This is a genomic window from Longirhabdus pacifica (assembly GCF_004115085.1).
Classification (GTDB): Bacteria; Bacillota; Bacilli; order Paenibacillales; family DSM-105158; genus Longirhabdus; species Longirhabdus pacifica.
This window is the reverse complement of the sequence record NZ_QXJP01000009.1, coordinates 89182-108361: the sequence shown is the minus strand read 5'-3', so window position 1 is coordinate 108361 and position 19180 is coordinate 89182. Positions and strand designations below refer to the sequence as shown.

The following is a 19180-nucleotide window of genomic DNA, read 5'->3' as shown; positions in this document are numbered from 1 at the left end:
TGTTTCCCCTCCCCTTGTCATGTTGTTTATGTTATGTTGTTTCTTTATGGTGTTTTGTTAAAACATATTCTAACGATGTCGTTGGTGCTTGGCAGCTAAAATCTTCACATACGTAATACGTCGTCATTTCATGGATACTTTGTTTATCTGCAACAATAGGAATTAGCTTTTCCCACTGCTCTCTCTCTTCATTTGGCGCATGTGCCATGATCGTATTCGGTTTGTATGCGGCTTGCACCTTGCTCATGTCTGTTCCCTTGATGTCGCCTGCTATCACGAGCTGCTCATTCCCATGTAAATAGAAGTCTAATCCCGTTACATATAACGCATAACCCATAGGGTATTTACTTACCGCTTCTTGAAAAGATAGCAACTGCTGCTCTACCATGTCGTTCCAATCTTCTCGCATGGTCCATTTGGCCAATCTAGCTAAATTATACGTAGATATCCCATTCCCTGATGGCATGGCCCCATCATAAATTTCTTTCAGTCGAAGCAACAACTGTTCACTGTCATTACCGTAGAAATAATATCCCCCTTGCTGTTCGTCCCAAAATAATTCATTTTGCTTTTCCTGTAATTGAATCGCCAGTTCCATATATTGTGGGTTAAATGTAACTTCATACAACGTCGTTAAACTCCATATCAAAAAGGCATAGTCATCAACATATCCTTTGAATGCCGCTTCTCCATCTCTATATCTAGCCAGCAGCCTGCCCTCTTCGTCCATTAAATGCTGCTGGATAAACTTCACGGCCTTTTCCGCTGCAGTAATGTATTGGGAGTGGCCTAGCACTTGTGCCCCTTTCGCTAACGCTGTGATCATGAGCGCATTCCAAGACGTTAACATTTTATCGTCTTTGTGCGGATGTATACGAGCTTCACGAGCATGGAACAGTGCTTCTCTCATCTGCTCTGCTCTTTGTTGTATGTTTTCTACCGTAGTTCCTTCTGCGGAAGCAAACTCAGACCACGTATGATGCAATAAATTAGGAATGCTTTTGCCTTCAAAGTTTCCTTCCTCTGTAATATCATAGAGCTGACAAAACCACGCGCCATCTTGCTCCCCAATGACTTGCTTGATCTCTTCCGGTGTCCAAACGTAAAACTTCCCTTCTTCGCCTTCCGAGTCTGCATCTTCCGCACAGTAAAATCCACCCTGTTCATCGGTCATGTCTCGCAGTACATACGTGAAAATTTGCTCCGCTATAGTCGCATATTGCTGTTTTCCCGTGATTTGATATGCTTCCAAATACGTGATTGCAAGCAAGGCGTTATCGTAAAGCATCTTCTCAAAGTGTGGTACGAGCCATTTCTCATCCGTGGCGTACCGAGCAAAACCAAATCCAATGTGATCGTACATGCCACCGCGATACATGGCATCCAATGTTGTTTCTACCATGTGTAGTGCTTTCTCATTTTTCGTCTTATGATAATAGCGCAGTAAATAGGACAAGTTATGGGAAGTTGGAAACTTTGGCGCGCTACCAAACCCACCGTAAGTAGGTTCGAAATATTCTGCATAACGTTTGAACGCTTCATGCAGGATGGCACTGTTGATAGTATCTTCCTTTGACTGCTTCTGACCTAAATGCCGACTAGAGATTTGTTCCGTAATTTGTTCCGCTGAGTTTATGACACGCTGCGGTTCTTCATTCCATTTATGTATAATTTGCGGTAAGATTTCAAGCAACCCATTCCGATTGTATTTACGTTGTTTGGGAAAATACGTACCAGCGAAAAATGGCTGTTGCTGTGGCGTTAATATGACCGTCAGTGGCCATCCCCCTTGTCCTGTTAAGGCTTGACATACCGCCATATACAAGTGATCCACATCCGGACGTTCTTCCCTGTCTACTTTGATGGATATAAAATTCTCATTTAATATGGCTGCTACCTCTTCGTCTTCGAATGATTCTTTTTCCATGACGTGACACCAATGGCAAGTGCTATACCCTATAGATACGAAAACAGGTTTATTTTCTTGTTTTGCTTTTTGAAACGCTGCTTCTCCCCATGGATACCACTGGATTGGGTTGTAAGCATGCTGAAGTAAATAAGGTGATTTTTCTTTCAATAAAAGGTTCGGTTGTCTATGTGTCATCTTATGAGCACATCCTTTCCTCCTTTCAGTATAAACAATAATCTACCGTATAGTCTAATGATGAACAGCATGCAAAACAAAAAAGAGCTGACAATTGTAAATCATTCGCCAGCTACTGCTACTTCATTAATCTCGTAAGTGTACGTTGTATCACACGCTAACTTTGAATTTACACCTTTACTTGAATACCTCTCATTCGGATAGTTCAACTTGTTTTTGTCTGTTTCTATTATTGCCTATACATCTCCTATTGTTGTTTAGATGTCTACTATGCTTATCTCTTTTCACTTGCCCTATTAAAAATGATCCGACTCCCCAAGGAAGACGAGACAATAGATAAATGATTACCATAGAAAAGATGAAACTAATAAAAAACAACCCTATCACTTGCATCATGGGATAAGGGAACCATTGTGTCGTATATGCTGCAAGGTATCGCTGCACTGGCCAATGGATCAAGTAAATACCAAAAGCATAGTTACTGATTAGCTTAACGATGTTGTAGTTAGGCAAGCGCTGTCCCCATGCGATGACAGCAAGACTCACAGATAATGCCAGCGGAAAAATATCTGGACGAAGAGAACGCACTGCGACGTCACCAGCTACATAGGACAAATATATGATTCCCACAGAGAGAAGAACGGCTATAAGAGTCAGCCATCTCCATTTTAATAGCTTTTGCGAGAGAATAGGATAGTGTTTCCCCATGAGAAAAGCAATACTAAAGTAACCGAACCAAGCTATAAACGGCATTTTGAAAAATGCTTTATTTTCTAAGATGAATGGAATTTGAGCGTAATGATACACATATTGATAGACCATCATGAGCACGAAGCTAATCGGAAGTAACACTTTCATTGACATTTTGTATTTCGTAACCACATAGTGTAATACATAAAATTGAAACATAATAAGCACAAAATATCCTTCAAAATGTCCAAATAAGAGATTGTATGCTAACTTTTGTTGTAGCTGATCCCATGTGTATACATATTTATCGTATGCAATCATCGCATCTACTACCCCGAAAAATAGAAATGGTGTATAGATCCACTTCAAACGCTTGAGCCAAAAGCCTTGCGGTAATGTTTGTGGATAACGATGAGCTAAAATGATTTCAGATAAAATGATAAATGTAGGTGTAGCATAACAAAGTAGTATTCTAACTAGTTGATAGTATGGTATTTCAGGATGTCCTGCATAAAAAGCTGTCGTTGTTGTACTATGCAATAAGACAATGCTTAAACATGCGATGACGCGTAGTAGATTCCACTCTTTTATCACTGTTTTCTCCTATATATGCTAATATTTAATGTATTTAATACATACTACAAAATAGCATATATAAAGGAATTTAATCCAGCTCTAAAATTTGTCAATGAAATTGTTTTTTAAGCGTTTGTATGAGATAAATGTATATCAATGACGATTTATTTTATTATCTAATTCTGCTATTTGTTCTTGTAGTTGATGAATGGTTTGTTTTGATTTTTTCATCCATTGGAGCATAACATTACGTAATTGCATATTTTGTTGTCTTAATGTATGTTGTTGTACATATTGATCCCCATTGAGCAGGACAAGCACTTGTTTCTCACCTGTTCGCTCTATCACTCGATAGCCATACTCTGATTTTGTCGCTATCCCTTCTGCGTTCGGCATACAATAGCCATTGACCTCGCAACTTCCATCATCTCTTACTCGTACTTGCCCGACTAAGCCGACAGCAGACCACTCGGCTCGCTCCGCTCTTCCTTTATAAGGGCGTTTCGGGTCATACTGAGGGTTTACTGCAAGTTGTTTTTTGACCATTTGTGTCTCTACGATGTTGCCATGTTCATCACGTTGATCAGGTATAAGCACATCTTCGTAAATGCGCCGTCCCCACTCATCGGTAAGGTACTGCCCTTGCCAATATAGTCCGCTGTTCCCACCAAGCACGCCTGGTGTGGCGCTCGTAATGCCTAGGATGTAGTCATCTTTGTTTGTGGCAATACGGATCTTGTTCCCTTCAATCGTCACGAAATAACCGACATCAATGGAAGTCCCATCGATACTCTCGAACATTTCAGCAAAGTCACACGTATTACAGTTTGCATTCATACTGACCGTGCCCATAAAACAAGCATCACCAAGACCTGCACCATTCGTCGTACCGCTTATAAAGGCAGCGATGCCGTTGCCAGTTACGCCAAACACTCCTGCGGCTAAGTGCCATGAATTCTCTAGCTTTGCTGTGCCACTGTTCCCCATAATGTGAGCGCTAGTGAGGGTAGCGCCGACAGAGGTGTTGATGCCTTGGGCATGGGAAGCGGTTGCGCCAGCTATGGTTCCACTTCCTTCAGCATGGCTAGAATTTGCCGTTGCTTGGGTAGCAAATCCTTCCGCATGGCTAAAATCTCCACTGGCTGTCGTTCCAGATCCCTCAGAATGTGCAGCTAATCCTCCCGCTACGGTTTCACTTCCTTCGGCATGTGCAGCATTACCGATCGCTCTTGTTCCAGTACCTCCCGCATAAGAACCAGCTCCCATGGCCATCGTATTGCATCCTTCTGCATGAGCACCACTACCACTGGCTGTTGTACCACATCCTTCCGCATGACTATTGAGTCCACTAGCTACGGTTTGAAATCCTTCCGCATGACTTGCAACGCCACTTGCAGTTGTACCACATCCTTCCGCATGAGCAGCGGTTGCACCAGCTACTGTTTCATTTCCTTCGGCGTGAGATGCACTGGCATTTGCTGTAGTTACAACACCTTCCGCATGGCTATTTGCTCCACTCGCTGTGGTTTCAAAGCCCTCAGCATGGCTATTGGCTCCACTCGCTGTGGTTTCAAAGCCCTCAGCATGGCTATTGGCTCCACTCGCTGTGGTTTCATTCCCTTCTGCATGAGAGTTACTACCTATAGAAATGCTGCTTCCTCCTTCCGCATGGGAGTTGGCTCCATTTGCCGTCGTATTATTTCCCTCCGCATGAGAAACAGAACCGCTAGCTGTGGTAACAAATCCTTCGGCATGCCCCGCAAAGGCGTTAAATCCCACTGTTGTACCAAATCCCTCGCTATGGGCACTACTGCTACGTGCCGTTGTGTTTGTGCCTTCCGCATGAGAGTTCGTTCCGATTGCTTTCGTGTTTGTGCCTTCCGCATGAGATGCGAGACCTTGAGATACGGTTAATGATCCTTCTGCATGAGAGATGCTACCGATGGAAGTGCTGCTTCCTCCTTCCGCATGAGAGTTTGCGCCAGTTGCTATCGTATTCGCCCCTTCGACATGGGAGCAACTTCCATTCGCTTCGGTGTTGCACCCTTCACTATGTGAACCAAAGCCATTCGCTGTGGTGCTGGCTCCTTCCGCTAATGATGCTTCACCACTTGCACATGTATTCTGACCGAGTGCGGTGGAACATCTATTCATATCATCTTTTCTATTACAACTCATTTTTCCCTCTCCTTTATGTTGGGGTTGATATGGGTATAAAAGAATCAAGGGTGTTGGTTAAAAATTTCGTTTAGGCACGATTTACTTTTTTGTTTAATTCGGCTAAATGTTCGTGTAGTTGATGAATAGTTTGTTCTGATTCTTTCATCGATTGAAATATAAAATGACGTAATTCTTTATTTTGCTCGTTTAATTTATGTTGCTGTATATATTGATCGCCGTTGAGCAAGACAATCACTTGCTTCTCGTCTGTTCGTTCTATCACTCGATAGCCATAATCTGATTTTGTCGCGATGCCTTGTATATTAGGCATGCAGTAGTCATTCACTTCACAGCTTCCATCATCTCTTACTTGGACCTGCCCTACTAAGCCTACCGGAACCCACTCTGACCTCTCCGCTCTTCCTTCATAAGGTCGTTTCGGGTCATATTGCGGATTGATTGCGAGTTGTTTTTTAACCGTTTGTGTCTTTACGATGTTGCCATGTTCATCGTGTTGATCTGGTATAAGCACATCTTCGTAGATGCGTCGTCCCCATTCATCGGTAAGGTACTGCCCTTGCCAATGCAGTCCGCTATTCCCACCAAGTATGCCTGGTGTGGCGCTTGTAATGCCTAGTATATAGTCATCGTCGCTGTTCGCAATGCGTATTTTGTTTCCTTCTAGGGTCACGAAATAGCCGACATCAATGTTAGTCCCATCTATACTTTCGAACATTTCAGCAAAGTCACAGATGTTGCAATTGGCATTCATACTGACAGTGCCCATAAAGCATGCATCACCAAGACCTGCACCATTTGTCGTGCCACTAATAAAGGCAGCAATGCCGTTACCAGTGACGCCAAATGCACCTGCTGCTAAGTGCCATGAATTTTCTAATCTTGCCATACCAGTGTTACCCATAATGTGGGCACTATTGAGGAAAAAATCTATTGTGGTACCGATGCCTTCGGCATGAGAAGCAGTACCACCGCTAAACGTATCTATTCCTTGGGCATGGCTACTAGCACCACTTGCCATGGTATCGTTTCCTTCCGCATGGCCTCTCTCCCCACTAGCCACGGTCACCATACCTTCCGCATGGCTATCTATTCCCATTGCCAAAGTGAAAAATCCTTCGGCATAGCTATGATCGCCTACTGCAATTGAACTATTACCTTCTGCATGAGCATTTGTTCCACTGGCTGTCGTTAAAATTCCTTCGGCATGAGCAACGGTAGCATTTACTGTTGTTAAAGCCCCTTCGGCATGACTTTGAGCTCCATTCGCTAATGTAGCATCTCCTTCGGCATGCGAAGCATTACCGCTTGCCGTAGTAGCCCTTCCTTCGGCATGACTTTGAGCTCCATCCGCTAATGTATTACTTCCTTCGGCATGCGAAAAGCTAGCGCTTGCGGTTGTTCCCAATCCTTCGGCATGACTATTTATACCACTGGCTGTTGTTCCTAATCCTTCCCCATGAGCGTTATCTCCACTGACTGTTGTTCCGTAACCTTCCGCATGACTATTTATGCCGCTAGCGGTTGTCAAACTTCCCTCGGCATGCGAGTGAGAACCACTTGCTGTTGTTCCAAACCCTTCGGCATGACTATTAGTACCACTTGCTGTAGTCTGATTTCCTTCTGCATGGGATACAGAGCCACTTGCTGTCGCAAAAAATCCTTCGGCATGCCCAGCAAAAACATTAACCTCAACTGTTGTACCAAATCCTTCGCTATGACTGTTACTTCCAGTCGCAGTGGTGTTGCTTCCTTCCGCATGGGAACTGCTTCCTGCTGAGATCGTGCTTGTTCCTTCGGCGTGTGATGCCAGTCCTTGGGAGATCGTTAATGATCCTTCCGTATGTGAGTTACTGCCAATAGATATATTACTCCCACCTTCGGCATGAGCGTTTGCGCCAGTTGCTGTCGTATTCGCTCCTTCCGCATGGGAGCAGCTTCCATTCGCTTCGGTATTACACCCTTCACTATGCGATCCAAAGCCATTGGCCGTGGTGCTGGCCCCCTCTGCTAGAGATGCTTCACCATTAGCACATGTATTTTGTCCGAGTGCGGTAGAACATATATTGATATCGTCTTTTCTGTTACAACTCAATGTAACTTCCTCCTCTATATTTAGGCTGATATAGTGATATAGGGTATGAAAGAAAAAAGAGGGCTGCCTGTGCGATTGCCTAGTAATATATCAAACATAATAATGTTGATTATTTTGAAATTTGGTAAATATGAATTAAATTTTGGTAAACCATTTATTTTATTTATTTATGATTTATATAGCATATGTGATACTTACTCTGACCTCTCGATTCTCTGAAGTAACCCTGTATGAGCATTACGTAATTCTTCTAAACTTTCATGTAATTGATGCATGGTTTGCTCTGAGTTCTCTATTCTCTGAAGTAATATTTTATTCACATCACTTAAATGCTCTGTCTGCTGTAATCTCTTCTCCAAGTGGTGATATTGATGTTTTAGTTTACTGTGCTCAACGTATTGATCCCCATTAAGCAACACAAGCACTTGGTTCTCGCCTGTTCGCTCCATTACTCGATAACCATAATCTGCTTTCGTCGCCATTCCTTCGGCATTCGGCATACAGTAGCCATTGTCTTCACAAGTTCCGTCGTCTCTTACTCGCACCTGTCCCACTAAGCCGACGGGAACCCACTCCTGTCGCTCTTGCCTCGATTGATAAGCCACGTCATCTCGATAATGAGGATTCACTCTTCTTCGTTTCATTTCTTTTGCCGGCACGATAATATCACCATTATCATTGACTTTAGCAGGGATATGCTCTGTATCGTAGACGTACTGTCCCCACTCGTTCATCTCATATTGCCCTTTCCAGTGCATCTCCGATGATCCGCTCACAATGCCAGGAGTGGCACTAACGACACCAAGAATATACGTATCGAGATGGGTGGCAATACGTATTTTATTGCGCTCTAATGTAACGAAATAGCCAACATCAATGGGATTTCCGTCACTGGTTTCGAACATCTCAGCAAAATCACATGTGTTACAGTTACCGCCCATGTTCACCCCATCGAAGCAGGCAAAGCCAGCACTTACACCATCACCACGGATGAAAGCAGCAATGCCATTACCTCCCACACCAAACGCTCCTGCTGCTAGATGCCACGAATTTTCAAATTTAGCTGTACCACTGTTGCCCATCAGGTGGGCACTGGACAAGGTACTACCAATGACAGTGTTGATTCCTTCGACATGAGAAGCCATAGCTCCTGCGATGGTTTGTAGTCCTTCGGCATGCGATGCTTCGCCACTGGCGATGGTTCCAGATCCTTCGGCATGGGAAGGAATACCACTTGCCGTCGTTTCCACTCCTTCGGCATGCGATGCGTCGCCACTCGCGGTGGTACCATTCCCTTCGGCATGCGATGCATCGCCACTGGCGATGGTTTCCAATCCTTCCGCATGAGATATGTTTGCCACTGCCATCGTGCTCATTCCTTCGGCATGGGAAGCAACACCAGTTGCCATGGTTCCAGATCCTTCGGCATGAGCATTAGTATCAGAAGCCATCGTATTCATTCCTTCCGTATGCGAAGCGGTGGCTCCTGCGATAGTAGAATCTCCTTCGGCATGTGATGCAAAACCACTTGCCGTTGTGCCAGTTCCACCAGCATAGGAGCACTCTCCCATTGCTAAGGTAAAGCAACCTTCGGCGTGCGAAAAGTCTCCAGTTGCTGCACTACCAAACCCTTCGGCGTGCGAAATGTTTCCACTTGCTATAGTCTGAGCTCCTTCAGAATGAGAATTAGTCCCAGATGCTACGGTAAAAGTTCCTTCAGCATGCGAATTAGAAGCCATGGCTGTTGTATTGGAACCTTCCGAGTGAGAAGCAGGGCCACTAGCTATGGTTGTGTCCCCTTCGGCATGAGAAGATTGATTGGAAGCTGTAGTTATTCGTCCTTCAGCATGTGAAACAAAACCACTAGCTACGGTTGCTCCTCCTTCCGCATGGGAAATATCTCCGGTTGCCTCAGTAAACTGGCCTTCCGAATGCGAAAAAATACCAGAAGCTGTGGTGCCGCAACCTTCTGCATGCGAAACATTTCCGATAGCTACACTATTTTGTCCTTCAGCATGACATGCAGTAGCTCCTGCGACTGTCTCACTTCCTTCGGCATGAGTAGCTACAGCACTTGCGGTTGTACCAATACCTTCCGCATGGGATACTTCTCCACTAGCAACTGTTTCAAATCCTTCTGCATGGGATGCTTCTCCACTTGCCATAGAACAAAGTCCTTGCGCATGCGAAGAACTACCACTCGCTGTGGTAACCGTTCCTTCGGCATGTGAAACATCTCCACTTGCGGTTGTACCATTACCTTGTGCATGAGAAGCAAAACCCATTGCGTTGGTATTATTTCCTTCCGCATGACTGTTTACATTCGCCATTGTTGAAACTCCCTCGGCATGGGAGTTTGCTTGCAATGCCATGGTCAGCGTTCCTTCTGCATGACTTTGGTTACCTATAGCCATGCTTACTGCTCCTTCTGCATGACCTCTTAAGCCGCTGGCGATGGTATCTAACCCTTCGGCATGCGTACTACTATTGCTGGCAATCGTCCCATTCCCCTCAGCATGGGCGTTTGTTCCACTGGCTGTAGTCTGACTCCCTTCAGCATGAGAAACAGAGCCACTCGCTGTAGTCAGAAATCCTTCCGCATGCCCAGCAAAAGCGTTACTCCCAACCGTTGAGCCAAATCCCTCAGTGTGACTATTACTTCCAGTTGCTGTAGTGTTACTTCCTTCCGCATGGGAACTGCTTCCCGCTGCAATTGTGTTTGTTCCTTCAGCGTGGGATGCCAGTCCTTGAGAGACAGTTAATGTGCCTTCCGCATGGGAGTTACTGCCGATAGACGTATTACTGCCACCTTCAGCATGAGCATTTGCGCCAGCTGCCGTTGTATTCGCTCCTTCCGCATGGGAGCAACTTCCATTCGCTTCCGTGTTGCACCCTTCACTATGCGATCCAAAGCCATTTGCCGTGGTGCTGGCTCCTTCTGCTAGTGATGCTTCACCATTGGCACATGTATTTTGACCGAAAGCGGTAGAACATATATTAATATTATCTTTTCTGTTACAACTCAATGTAACTTCCTCCTTCGTATTTGAGATGTATTAAATTCAATCCCTATTTATTTTTTCATTTAAATGTGCTACTCGTTCATATAACAAATGCATTGCTTGCTCTGATCTCTCTATTCTCTGTAGTAATAATTTATTGACATCACGTAATTGGATAATTTGTTGTCTAAATGCATTTTGCTGTATATGCTGCTCCCCATGAAGTAGGATGAGCACTTGTCTTCCCCCTGTTCGTTCCATCACTCTATAACCGTAATCTGCTCTTGTCGCCATCCCTTCGGCATTTGGCATACAGTAGCCATTTTCTTCACAAGTTCCATCATCTCGCACTCGCACCTGTCCCACTAAGCCGACGGGAACCCACTCCGGTCGTTCTTGCCTCGATTGATAAGCCACGTCATCTCGATAATGAGGATTCACTCTTCTTCGTTTGATTTCTTTTGCCGGCACGATAATATCACCATGATCATTGACTTTAGCAGGAATATGCTCTGTATCGTAGACGTACTGTCCCCACTCGTTCATCTCATATTGCCCTTTCCAGTGCATCTCCGATGATCCGCTCACAATGCCAGGAGTGGCACTAACGACACCAAGAATATACGTATCGAGATGGGTGGCAATACGTATTTTATTGCGTTCTAGTGTGACGAAGTAGCCGACCTCAATGGAATTGCCATCGTGTGTTTCGAACATTTCAGCAAAATCACATGTGTTACAGTTGCCACCCATATTCACCCCATCGAAGCAGGCGAAGCCAGCACTTGCACCATCACCACGGATGAAAGCAGCAATGCCGTTACCTCCCACACCAAACGCTCCCGCTGCTAGATGCCACGAATTTTCAAATTTAGCTGTACCACTGTTGCCCATCAGGTGGGCACTGGACAAGGTACTACCAATGACAGTGTTTATTCCTTCGACATGAGAAGCCATAGCTCCTGCGATGGTTTGTAGTCCTTCGGCATGGGAAGCAACACCAATTGCCATGGTTCCAGATCCTTCGGCATGGGAGGCCAAACCACTTGCTGTAGTACCAGAACCTTCGGCATGGGAGCTAGCTCCACTGGTTATAGTACCATTTCCTTCCGCATGGGAGCTATTGCCAAAAGCAAAGGCGTCAAACCCTTCCGCATGACTACCATCCCCCATAGCGAGACAACTGCCTCCTTGTGCATGGGAAGCACAGCCAGCTGCCATGCTAAATATTCCTTCCGCATGACTTTGTTCACCACTGGAAGTCGTACGGTTTCCTTCCGCATGAGATTGAGGCCCACTTGCGGTTGTACCTTGACCTTCTGCATGAGAAGCCAAACCACTTGCGGTTGTAAGGCTCCCTTCCGCATGACTATTTTCAAAAGCAAGGGTATTATTTCCCTCTGCATGGGCATTGACTAGTATCGCAATTGTATTTGTTCCTTCCGCATGGCTGCTGGTGTCGCTTGCCGCTGTATTGTTCCCTTCCGCATGACTACTGTTACCTATTGCCGATGTGTTCTCTCCTTCCGCATGGCTAGCGCTGCCGATTGCAAATGTGCCTTCTCCTTCCGCATGGCTATCGTTACCTATTGCCGATGTGTTCTCTCCTTCCGCATGGCTACATTCTCCACTGGCTGTAGTACCCGAGCCTTCCGCATGGGAAACAGTACCGCTTGCGACTGTATTCATTCCTTCGGCGTGGGAAACAGTACCACTTGCTACGGTATTCGTCCCTTCCGCATGACTTTGTAGACCAAGAGCCATACTAAGCAGTCCTTGGGCATGTGAGTTTACTCCACTGGCTGTCGTTTCTGACCCTTCGGCATGACTAGATTCTCCACTGGCAATCGTCCCATCACCCTCCGCATGTGCGTTTGTTGCACTAGCTGTAGTCTGACTCCCTTCTGCATGGGAAACAGAACCACTGGCAATAGTCAAAAATCCTTCCGCATGCCCAGCAAAACCATTGGCTCCTACCGTTGTCCCGAACCCTTCACTATGGGCATTACTTCCTCTAGCCATAGTATTTGTTCCTTCCGCATGAGAATTAGTCCCGATTGCAATTGTGTTTGTTCCCTCAGCATGAGAGGCTAGGCCTTGGGAGATCGTTAATGAACCTTCTGCATGCGAGTTACTGCCGATAGACGTATTGTTACCGCCTTCGGCATGACTGTTTGCACCAGTAGCTGTCGTATTGGCGCCTTCTGCATGCGAGCAACTTCCATTGGCTACGGTGTCACACCCTTCACTATGCGAACCGAAGCCACTTGCCGTGGTGCTGGCTCCTTCCGCTAACGATGCTTCTCCACTTGCGCATGTATTTTGGCCTAATGCTGTAGAACATATATTGATGTCGTCTTTTCTGTTACAGATCAACGTAACTTCCTCCTTCATGTATAGGCTACTATAGTGATATAGGGTATGAAAAAAGGAGGGGGCTGCCTGTGCCGTTGCCTATACAATAGCTGTTTCTAAATCAATCCCTAATGTTCATCTAAATGTGCTATACGTTCATATAACAGATGAACTGCTTGCTCTGATCTCTCTATTCTCTGAAGTAGTATTTTATTCACATCACGCAATTCCTTATTTTGTTGTCTTAAAGTATTCTGTTGTACATGCTGATCGCCATGAAGTAAGATCAACACTTGCCTTTCCCCTGTTCGCTCCATCACTCGATAACCATAATCTGCTTTCGTTGCCATTCCTTCGGCGTTTGGCATACAGTACCCACTCTCTTCACAACTGCCATCATCTCGCACTCTCACCTGCCCCACTAAGCCAACAGGCACCCACTCTGGTCGTTCTTGCCTAGATTGATATGGCACGTCATCTCGGTAATGAGGATTCACTCTTCTTCGTTTGATTTCTTTTGCCGGTACGATAATATCACCATTATCGTTGACTTTAGCAGGGATATGCTCTGTATCATAGACGTATTGTCCCCACTCATTCATCTCGTATTGCCCTTTCCAATGCAGCTCCGATGATCCACTGACGATGCCAGGGGTGGCACTAACGACACCGAGAATATAACTATCGAGATGCGTAGCTTTACGTATTTTATTGCGCTCTAGTGTGACGAAGTAGCCGACCTCAATGGAATTGCCATCGTGTGTTTCAAACATTTCAGCAAAATCACATGTGTTACAGTTGCCACCCATATTCACCCCATCGAAGCAGGCAAAGCCAGCACTTGCACCGTCACCACGGATGAAAGCAGCGATGCCGTTCCCTGTCACACCAAATGCACCTGCCGCTAGATGCCACGAATTTTCAAATTTAGCTGTACCACTGTTACCCATCATGTGAGCACTAGCTAGTGTGGTGCCTATTGTCGTGTTTATTCCTTCCGCATGAGAGCCTGTTGCTCCTGCTACTGTTCCACTTCCTTCACTATGGGAAGCTTCGCCACTGGCTATAGTGGCAGAACCTTCGGAATGACTACTTATACCACTTGCGATTGTGGAATTCCCTTCCGCATGGCTGCTAATTCCACTTGCGGTTGTTCCTGCTCCTTCGGAATGCGAAGAATTACCACTTGCAGTTGTATTAAATCCCTCCGCATGGGCAACAACTTCACTAGCGGTTGTCCTAAACCCCTCCGCATGGGCACTACTTCCAGTTGCTGTTGTTGCGGTTCCTTCTACGTGGGATGCGTCTCCACTGGCTATACTCGCCATTCCTTCACCATGACTTCGATTACCCGAACATGTTGTAAATAATCCTTCTGCATGTGCATTTGTCCCACTTGCTATAGTTCTATTACCTTCCGCATGCGACTCCGGACCACTTGCTGAAGTCATAACTCCTTCCGCATGAGAACCAGGACCACTTGCTACTGCAAGGAAGCCTTGCGCATGAGAAATGAAACCACTGGCTGTTGTATTTAACCCCTCTGCGTGAGCAGCGGTTCCACCAGCTACAGTCCCATCTCCTTCTGCGTGACTATTTTCTCCACTTGCGAGTGTATCTTGTCCTTGGGCATGGGAAGCAAGACCACTCGCCGTTGTGCCAACACCTTCTGCATGAGAAGCATTGCCACTTGCGAGTGTATTCTCTCCTTCGGCATGAGAACCGTTACCACTCGCTGTTGCAAAAAAACCTTCTGCATGTGCATTGGTTCCACTTGCTACTGTCTGATTGCCCTCTGCATGAGAAACAGAGCCACTTGCTGTCGTCAAAAACCCTTCCGCATGCCCAGCAAAAGCATTAGCCCCAACAGTTGTGCCAAAACCTTCACTATGGGCATTACTTCCAGTTGCTGTGGTGTTGGTTCCTTCCGCATGCGAACTAGTTCCTACTGCTCTTGTGCTGGTGCCTTCAGTATGAGATGCCAGTCCTTGAGAGACAGTTAATGATCCCTCCGCATGAGAGTTACTACCTATAGACGTATTGCTTCCTCCTTCCGCATGGGAGTTCGCTCCAGTTGCTGTCGTATTTGCTCCTTCCGCATGGGAACAGCTGCCGTTTGCTAACGTGTTACATCCTTCACTATGAGAAGCAAAACCGTTCGCCGTGGTGCTGGCTCCTTCCGCTAACGATGCTTCTCCATTGGCACATGTGTTTTGCCCGAATGCGGTAGAACATATATTGATGTCGTCTTTTCTGTTACAGACCAACGTAACTTCCTCCTTCATGTATAGGCTACTATAGTGATATAGGGTATGAAAGAATGGATGGTGTTGCGTGTGCAATTGCCTATAAAATAGCTGTATCTATATCAATGATCTCAATGTGCTACAACTGGTATAGGTGCGTGCCTAGAGAACGACAATATGTAAAAGAAAGAAAACCATAAATAAACCACCAACATGAACAGGAGAAAAATCATTTCGTTCATATATAGTGGCGTGTAGTTCAAAGGTATGAAGTTATTATTTTTTTATATAGCGCAATATATTTTTCATCTGCTCTTGTAAAACAACCATCTCTACCTTAAGCTTTTGGTTTTCATCATGACATCGTGAAACTTCTTGTCTTAACGTATTCTGCTGCAAGTATTGATCGCCGTTGAGAAGGATAAGCACTTGTCGTTCCCCTGTTCGTTCCATCACCCGATATCCATAATCTGCTTTTGTAGCCATCCCTTCGATGTTCGGCATACAATAACCATTCTCTTCGCAAGTCCCATCATCTCGCACTCTCACCTGACCTACTAACGCAACAGGAGCCCACTCTGGACGCTCTTGCCTAGATTGATATGGCACGTCATCTCGATAATGGGCATGGACTCTTCTTCGCTTGACTTCTTTTGCTGGCTCGATAATGTCACCATCATCGTTGACTTTTGCAGGGATATACTCTGTATCATAGACATATTGTCCCCACTCGTTCATCTCATATTGTCCTTTCCAATGCATCTCCGACGATCCACTCACGATGCCTGGCGTCGCGCTAACGACACCGAGAATATAACTATCGAGATGGGTAGCGATCCGTATTTTATTAAACTCTAGTGTAACGAAGTAGCCGACATCAATGGAATTACCGTCATGAGTTTCGAACATTTCAGCAAAGTCACATGTGTTACAGTTACCGCCCATATTTACGCCATCGAAGCAGGCGAAGCCAGCACTTGCACCATCACCACGAATGAAAGCAGCGATGCCGTTCCCGGTCACACCAAACGCTCCTGCGGCTAGATGCCATGAATTTTCAAATTTAGCCGAACCGACATTTCCCATGATATGAGCACTACTCAACGTTACGCCTATTGTAGTACTGATTCCTTGCGCATGCGAAGCGGATGCTCCTGCAAAAGTACCTATTCCTTCCGCATGTGAAGCATCTCCCATTGCAATCGTACTATTTCCTTCCGCATGCGAAGCCAGTGCTCCCGCTATGTTACTTACTCCCTCCGCGTGCGACGCAGTTCCCCCTGCAATGTTGGTCAATCCTTCCGCATGACTTTCAGATCCGCTAGCCGTAGTCCCTGCTCCTTCCGCATGAGCGCTAGCTCCACTGGCTGTCGTACCAGAACCTTCGGCATGGGAGCTACTACCAGAAGCAACCGTGTCAAATCCTTCCGCATGACTAAACTCCCCCATTGCAATACAATCGCTTCCTTCCGCATGCGAAGCGTCGCCGCTAGCCGTTGTACCCGTTCCTTCTGCGTGAGAGCCCAATCCACTAGCGATGGTACTACTTCCTTCCGCATGCGCAGCAGTGGCACCTGCAACTGTCCCACTTCCTTCCGCATGACTTTGTGGACCACTCGCCATTGTACTATTTCCTTCCGCATGACTTTGGTCTCCACTCGCGGATGTGTTGTCTCCTTCGGCATGAGAAGCAGAACCACTTGCTATTGTACTGGCTCCTTCCACATGGCTGCTGTTGCCGCTTGCGGTTGCATTGTTTCCTTCCGCATGGCTATGGTTACCTTCCGCGGATGTGTTGTTTCCTTCCGCATGACTTTCATCCCCACTTGCGACGGTATCTAATCCTTCGGCATGACTATGCTCTCCACTGGCTATCGTAGCCAATCCCTCGGCGTGGGATGCGGTACCTCCAGCAACTGTTCCACTTCCTTCGGCATGGCTTTGTGGACTACTTGCCACGGTATCCATCCCTTCCGCATGGCTTTCATCCCCACTTGCGACGGTATTTAATCCTTCCGCATGACTTTCACATCCGCTTGCGGTTGTACTCTGACCTTCCGCATGACTTTGTTCGCCACTTGCCTCTGTGTTCAACCCTTCCGCATGGCTTTCTTCTCCACTGGCTGTCGTACCATTGCCTTCCGCATGACAAACAGTACTACTCGCTGTGGTATTCAACCCTTCGGCATGAGAACCATTTCCGCTCGCTGTGGTACTGATTCCTTCGGCATGCGCAGCATTCCCACTGGCTACCGTACCAGTTCCTCCCGCATGTGCGCATACTCCCATAGCCGTCGTATTACATCCTTCGGCATGGGAAAATCTAGCCGTCGCGATGGTGCTGTTCCCTTCTGCGTGAGCACCTCCAGCAAGTGCCATGGTGCTGATACCTTCCGCATGACAATCTGTAGCAGCACTCGTAGCATTTCCTTCTGCATGCGCATTGCTATCAAAGGCGGTCGTTGCATTTCCTTCCGCATGTGCATTGGTTCCACTGGCTGTAGTTTGATTCCCCTCTGCATGCGAAACAGACCCACTGGCAGTAGTCAGAAACCCTTCCGCATGCCCAGCAAAAGCATTCGCTCCGACCGTTGTGCCAAACCCCTCGCTGTGACCGTTGCTTCCGCTAACTGTCGTATTGGTTCCTTCCGCATGGGAGTTGGTTCCAATTGCGCTTGTATTTGTCCCCTCAGCATGAGAGGCTAGACCTTGGGAGATCGTTAAGGAGCCTTCCGCATGAGAGTTACTGCCAATTGCCGTGTTACTCCCTCCTTCGACATGGGAGTTTGCACCGTTGGCTGTCGTATTAGCGCCTTCCGCATGGGAGCAGCTTCCGTTCGCTACGGTGTTGCACCCTTCACTGTGTGAACCAAAGCCATTCGCCGTCGTATTCGCTCCTTCGGCTAGCGATGCTTCTCCACTGGCACATGTGTTTTGACCGAGTGCCGTAGAACATATGTTGATATCGTCTTTTCTGTTGCAGATCAATGTAACTTCCTCCTTCATATTTAGGCTGTTATAAGGTATGAAAGAAGGGAAGGGGCTGCCTGTGCTTTTGCCTATTAGGATGGATGGCTAATCATAGCATTACTTTTACACAGCATGTCAATGTGCAGGAAGAGAGCAGGACGTTAACAAAAATAGCAAAAAAGTTATGTAATAAAACATGAAAAATAGACGCTAACTTCATACTAGAGGTTAGCGTCTATATCTATGCTTATCTATCATCTTTATATGTTTCGGTTCAATTACGTTGTTGTACGATCATTCCAGTCTGCTAAAAACTTCTCTATGCCTTGATCTGTAAGTGGATGATTGCATAGCTGCATAATGACTTTATAAGGAACGGTAGCAATGTGAGCGCCGTTTAATGCCGCTTCGGTAATATGCATCGGATGACGGATGGAAGCTGCGATAATTTCTGTTTTAATTTGATGAATATCAAATAATTGAGCGATGGTAGAAATAAGTTCAATTCCGTTATGTCCAATATCATCTAGTCTGCCTAAAAAAGGTGATACATAGGTTGCCCCTGCTCTCGCTGCCAGTAGCGCCTGATTTGCATTAAATATAAGTGTTACGTTTGTTTTAATATTGTCGTCAGAAAGAGCTTTCACTGCTTTCAACCCTTCTAACGTCATCGGAACTTTGACCGTAATGTTAGGTGCAATGGCGGATAGTTCTTTTCCTTCCTTTATCATTTCAGGTGCTGTAGTGCCAATGACCTCCGCGCTTACAGAACCTTTCACAATGGAAGTAATTTCTTTCAAGCGATCATGAAAGGCAACATTCTCCTTCGCAACTAGACTCGGATTGGTCGTTACGCCAGACAGTATGCCAACAGCATGCGCTTCTTGAATTTCTTGCATATTTGCTGTATCAATGAAAAATTTCATTTTCATTCCCCCTTGTCCACATTCGTGATTACTACAAA

At 46.0% G+C, this 19180-nt stretch carries 9 protein-coding genes; all 9 read right to left on the bottom strand.

Annotation, left to right across the window (positions count from 1 at the left end; translation table 11 throughout):
* Positions 1-31: 31 nt before the first annotated feature.
* Positions 32-2104: a thioredoxin domain-containing protein gene (locus D1Z92_RS09100; RefSeq protein WP_128895350.1), complete on the bottom strand. Its 2073-nt coding sequence runs from the start codon at positions 2102-2104 to the stop codon at positions 32-34.
* Positions 2105-2296: 192 nt separating this feature from the next.
* Complete coding sequence (locus D1Z92_RS09095; RefSeq protein ID WP_128895349.1) at positions 2297-3388, bottom strand: acyltransferase family protein; 1092 nt, start codon at positions 3386-3388, stop codon at positions 2297-2299.
* 135 nt (positions 3389-3523) lie between these two features.
* Complete coding sequence (locus tag D1Z92_RS09090; protein ID WP_128895348.1) at positions 3524-5548, bottom strand: peptidase G2 autoproteolytic cleavage domain-containing protein; 2025 nt, start codon at positions 5546-5548, stop codon at positions 3524-3526.
* 70 nt (positions 5549-5618) lie between these two features.
* Positions 5619-7643: a peptidase G2 autoproteolytic cleavage domain-containing protein gene (locus D1Z92_RS09085; RefSeq protein WP_128895347.1), complete on the bottom strand. Its 2025-nt coding sequence runs from the start codon at positions 7641-7643 to the stop codon at positions 5619-5621.
* A gap of 194 nt (positions 7644-7837) precedes the next feature.
* The gene (locus D1Z92_RS09080; RefSeq protein WP_240666638.1) at positions 7838-10669 is read right to left on the bottom strand and encodes a peptidase G2 autoproteolytic cleavage domain-containing protein; all 2832 of its coding nucleotides are present in this window, start codon (positions 10667-10669) and stop codon (positions 7838-7840) included.
* Positions 10670-10705: 36 nt separating this feature from the next.
* On the bottom strand, positions 10706-13021 hold the full coding sequence (locus D1Z92_RS09075; RefSeq protein WP_240666637.1) for a peptidase G2 autoproteolytic cleavage domain-containing protein: 2316 nt from the start codon (positions 13019-13021) through the stop codon (positions 10706-10708).
* A gap of 107 nt (positions 13022-13128) precedes the next feature.
* Entirely contained in the window at positions 13129-15267 is a 2139-nt protein-coding gene (locus D1Z92_RS09070; protein ID WP_240666636.1) for a peptidase G2 autoproteolytic cleavage domain-containing protein, read from the bottom strand.
* A gap of 255 nt (positions 15268-15522) precedes the next feature.
* The gene (locus D1Z92_RS09065; protein ID WP_240666635.1) at positions 15523-18234 is read right to left on the bottom strand and encodes a peptidase G2 autoproteolytic cleavage domain-containing protein; all 2712 of its coding nucleotides are present in this window, start codon (positions 18232-18234) and stop codon (positions 15523-15525) included.
* A gap of 260 nt (positions 18235-18494) precedes the next feature.
* Complete coding sequence (gene fsa / locus D1Z92_RS09060; RefSeq protein WP_128895343.1) at positions 18495-19142, bottom strand: fructose-6-phosphate aldolase; 648 nt, start codon at positions 19140-19142, stop codon at positions 18495-18497.
* Positions 19143-19180 lie beyond the last annotated feature (38 nt).

Excerpts from the sequence above, each read along its gene's own strand:
- D1Z92_RS09090 (WP_128895348.1), bottom strand. The coding sequence starts at position 5,548 with ATGAGTTGTAATAGAAAAGATGATATGAATAGATGTTCCACCGCACTC.
- D1Z92_RS09100 (WP_128895350.1), bottom strand. The coding sequence starts at position 2,104 with ATGACACATAGACAACCGAACCTTTTATTGAAAGAAAAATCACCTTAT.
- fsa (WP_128895343.1), bottom strand. The coding sequence starts at position 19,142 with ATGAAATTTTTCATTGATACAGCAAATATGCAAGAAATTCAAGAAGCG.